General features: G+C 34.6%; 5 protein-coding genes. All 5 read right to left on the minus strand.

From position 1 onward, the window contains the following. Positions 1-68: 68 nt before the first annotated feature. The 5 genes from LE180_RS04230 to LE180_RS04250 are packed head-to-tail and all read right to left on the minus strand — an operon-like array spanning position 69 to position 4057. Positions 69-398: a DNA polymerase III subunit delta gene (locus tag LE180_RS04230; protein ID WP_374134223.1), complete on the minus strand. Its 330-nt coding sequence runs from the start codon at positions 396-398 to the stop codon at positions 69-71. Between the two features lie 32 nt (positions 399-430). After that, positions 431-1015 carry an LPS assembly lipoprotein LptE gene (gene lptE, locus LE180_RS04235; RefSeq protein WP_374134224.1) on the minus strand — a complete coding sequence of 195 codons (585 nt, stop codon included), beginning with the start codon at positions 1013-1015 and terminating at the stop codon, positions 431-433. Positions 1016-1028: 13 nt separating this feature from the next. Then, positions 1029-3470, minus strand: coding sequence for a leucine--tRNA ligase (leuS, locus tag LE180_RS04240; RefSeq protein WP_374134225.1), 2442 nt, complete (start codon positions 3468-3470; stop codon positions 1029-1031). Continuing rightward, positions 3457-3771 (minus strand): DUF86 domain-containing protein, encoded by a 315-nt coding sequence (locus LE180_RS04245; RefSeq protein WP_374134226.1) that lies wholly within the window; start codon positions 3769-3771, stop codon positions 3457-3459. Before LE180_RS04245 ends, leuS begins: the two co-directional genes overlap by 14 nt. Further along, entirely contained in the window at positions 3761-4057 is a 297-nt protein-coding gene (locus tag LE180_RS04250) for a nucleotidyltransferase family protein (RefSeq protein ID WP_374134227.1), read from the minus strand. The genes LE180_RS04245 and LE180_RS04250 overlap by 11 nt, the downstream gene beginning before the upstream one ends. Between the last annotated feature and the right edge of the window lie 109 nt (positions 4058-4166).

The raw sequence follows: 4166 nt of genomic DNA on the forward strand, positions 1-4166 counted from the left end.
GATTGTTAAAGGCATTAATAAAATGAAAGCGGTTGATGCCGAAAAAATAACAGATTATTTGTCGAATGTTATAGAAGTATCAGACACGAAGTTTCTATAACATTCGACAAATAATCTGTTATTTTTTCGGCATCAACTGCTTYCATTTTATTAATGCCTTTAACAATCACAACCCTCCTTTCGCTCAAAAATGGAAGAGTTTGAACAGAATTCAGAATATCTTCTGCCGAAGATTCTGCGGCATAAAAAACTTCTTTATTTAAGTCGTCAACTGCAAGAAAACGCTCTATCTTATTAAGACATATATCGACAAGATAAGATTCTTCTCCAGCAAATAAATAAACAGACGAAATCTTTGATATTAATCTATTGAAATCTTGAACTTTTAAAATTGGCATATATTCTTATCCACAATGGCGCAAATACTTGTCTATTCTGCGGGAATTTTCTTTTCTGACATACTGGTTACTGAGCCAAACCCTTTTATCACCCTCCTAACAATATTTCTGGTCATTTTTTCCAAGACAATATCTCTAGCATTATCTTCATCGGTCGTACCATCGTACATACCCACATCACTTTGTTCTCTTTTAATACATCTATAAATTTGTACTCCCTCTAAGCTGGGCTCTGTCCACAAAGTTACGTCGCTCTCCTTATCAATCAACGAAGCACTGGCTATAATCAAAAGCTTACATTGTTCCGGATCATTGTTTGCATCATAAATAAGAGGTTGTAAAATATATCTTCTGATAGTAACTGTAAGAACGCCATCCGCCTCCGCTTCATCGTTTGCCAAAGAAAGACGTCCATCCATTAGCACTTCACTCATAACTTCCTGTGTAAATTTTGTCTCAAGACCAACCTGATGAGTATTATTTATAACAGGTTTAATGTATATTTTTTTAATATGACCCGGCAATATCTGCACAGCAGTATCATACGGAGATACACAAGATGCTAAAGACATGGGAAGCATCGCAAATAAAGATACCAATACTGTAATTTTTTTCATGAAATCCCCCAAATTATTTAACAACTATTGTAACTATCTTATTTTTAACGTACATAAATTTTACTATTTGTTTATCTTTTAATTGAGCTGCAATTTTATTATCAGCTTCTATAATCTTTTTAACCTCCCCTTCAACGACATCCATTGCAACTATTATTTTACCTTTCAGTTTTCCGTTTATTTGTACTGGCAACTCAACAGAAGATTCTTTTGTCATATTTTCATCAAAAGTCGGCCATGTATAAGTTGATATACATTCTTCATGTCCTAACTTTTCCCATATTTCTTCACAAAGATGAGGAGTAAACGGAGACATTAAAAGAATAACTGCCTTATACGCTTCAAGCGAAATTCCGTTATCATTTGAATGATATTTGTAAGTATATAAAGCAGTTACAAGCTCCATAACTGAAGAAATTGCAGTATTGAGCTGAAACTCTTTTTCTATATCATACGTAACTTTTTTAATTGTTTGATGCGTTATTCTTAAAATATCTGCCTTGTCTTTCTCTGTTGCTACAATATTAGACTTTGTATTAACTACATCAAAAAGATGCCATACTCTGTTGATAAATCTCCAACAACCCTTGACACCATCTGAAGACCAATCTAATTGTTTTTGTGGCGGCGCTGCAAAAAGAATAAAAAGTCTTGCTGTATCCGCGCCATATTTTTCAATTATTTCATCAGGACTTACAACGTTTCCTCTAGATTTAGACATTGCGCTTCCACCCAACGTAACCATACCCTGCGTTAAAAGATTTATGAACGGCTCGTCGTGTTTTGTAAGTCCTAAATCTCTCATAACTTTATACCAAAATCTTGAATATATTAAATGCATACACGCGTGTTCTATTCCACCAACATACTGATTTACAGGCATCCAATAATCTAACTTTGCGCTGTCAAAAGCAGTAGCATCATTACGAGCATCGCAGTATCTTACATAATACCATGAAGAGTCTATAAACGTATCCATTGTGTCTGTTTCTCTTCTTGCGTCCGCTCCGCATTTCGGACATTTTACATTTACAAAAATTTTGCTTGACTTTAATGGTGATCCGCCTTCTCCTGTAAACTCAACATCTTCAGGGAGAAGTATCGGTAAGTCTTTTTCAGGCGCGACAACAATACCGCATTTTTCACAGTAAATCATCGGTATGGGCGTTCCCCAATATCTTTGTCTTGATATAAGCCAGTCTTTAAGTTTAAAATTTATTATTTTTTTACCAAAACCTTGTTTTTCCACCCACTGAGCAACTATATCAAAAGCTTCCGTGGATTTTACGCCGTCAAACTGCCCTGAATTTACAAGTAGCCCTTCATCCTCATAAGCATGTTGTTCAACAGATGTAGAACTGTTACCTTTTATAACTTCTATAATGGGCGCATTATATTTTTTTGCAAACTCCCAATCTCTTTGATCGTGAGCTGGTACAGCCATGATTGCTCCTGTACCATAATCGATTAAAACATAATCCGCTGTGAAAACGGGAATTTCTTTTCCTGTCGACGGATTTATCGCATTAATGCCTTCAAGCTTTATGCCTGTTTTTTCTTTACTAGAAGACCTTTCTATGTTTGATTTTCTTCCGCTATCAATCGCATATTTTGCGACTTCATTATAATTTATGATTTGCAATTTCATCTCATTTATAATTTCGTGTTCAGGAGCTACAACTATAAATGTCGCGCCAAAAAGCGTATCAGGTCTTGTTGTAAAAACTTTTAACTTCTTCTTTGCGCCAGCCAATGCAAAATCAATTTCCACGCCGAAAGATTTACCTATCCAATTTTTCTGCATGGATAAAACCTGTTCAGACCAATCGCTAAGTTGTTTATGACCATCTAAAAGTTCATCAACATAATCTGTAATTTTTATAAACCATTGCTCTAAATCCCTGCGTTCAGTGTGGCTGTCACATCTCCAACACATACCGTTTGATACCTGCTCGCTTGCAAGAACAGTTTGGCATGACGGGCACCAATTTACGTTCGCTCTTTTCCTAAAAACTAAACCTCTCTCCCACATCTTTATAAAAAACCACTGATTCCATCGATAATACTCCGGGTCGCAAGTTGTAATCTCTCGACTCCAATCATAAGAAAAACCAAGAACCTTTAACTGCTCTCTCATGCGGGCAATATTTTGCTTTGTCCATTTTGCAGGATGAATTTTATTTTTTATTGCAGCATTCTCAGCAGGAAGACCAAAAGCGTCCCAACCGATAGGATGCAAAACATTTTTGCCTTTCATTTTATGAAAACGGGCAAAGACATCACCAATACTGTAATTTCTTACATGCCCCATATGTAAATTACCTGACGGATAAGGAAGCATCTCCAAACAATAATATTTTTCTTTTTTTGAATCTTCCTTACATTCAAAAATCTTATCGTCGCTCCATCTTTTCTGCCACTTTTTTTCTATTTCAGAATGATTATACTCTGTCATTTTTGGCCTCTATTTTTGCTGTCTTCCACAAAACCCAAACATCAACGCTAAAGTAATCATAAATTAATTTATCTTTCATGCCGGCTATTTGTTTCCACGGAATTTCAGGATATTTAGAACGGATATTTGGAGGTATTTTCTTTGAAGCTTCGCCAATAATTTCAATTGCTCTTGTTGTAGCATAAACCGTTTTTTTATCTTTTTCAAAATCTTCTTTAGAAATATTCTTTATAAAGGATTTTACATTTTTAGCTGACGATATAATATCATGCATATAATCCATATACTTGTCATTTGACATATATAACCTTGCTTAAAATTCTTTCGCCGATTTTAGGTTTTAGCGCCAACTTCATAACCAAATCAACTTTTTTACCAGTATGTTTGCTCAATTCTTCCTCCAAAGTTACATAATCCAACAACCCTATCGGCTTTGAAAATTCAACAAGAATATCCAAATCGCTTTTTTGAGTTTGTTTCCCTTTTAAATACGGTCCCAAAATACCTATACTCTTCACTTTGTATGATTTTTTAAGTAAAGATTTTTGTTTTTCAAATTTAGTTAAAAGTTTGGTAAGTTCTGTCATATTTATACCCACTATTTTGTTTTTGCAACAATAAAAAATGCTCTAAATTATCTTTTGATCCCCTGAGATCCGAATCTGCTTCGGAAATTATTTTAAAGTCTGCTATTTA

Source organism: Candidatus Endomicrobiellum pyrsonymphae (assembly GCF_020328025.1).
GTDB classification, from domain to species: domain Bacteria; phylum Elusimicrobiota; class Endomicrobiia; order Endomicrobiales; family Endomicrobiaceae; genus Endomicrobiellum; species Endomicrobiellum pyrsonymphae.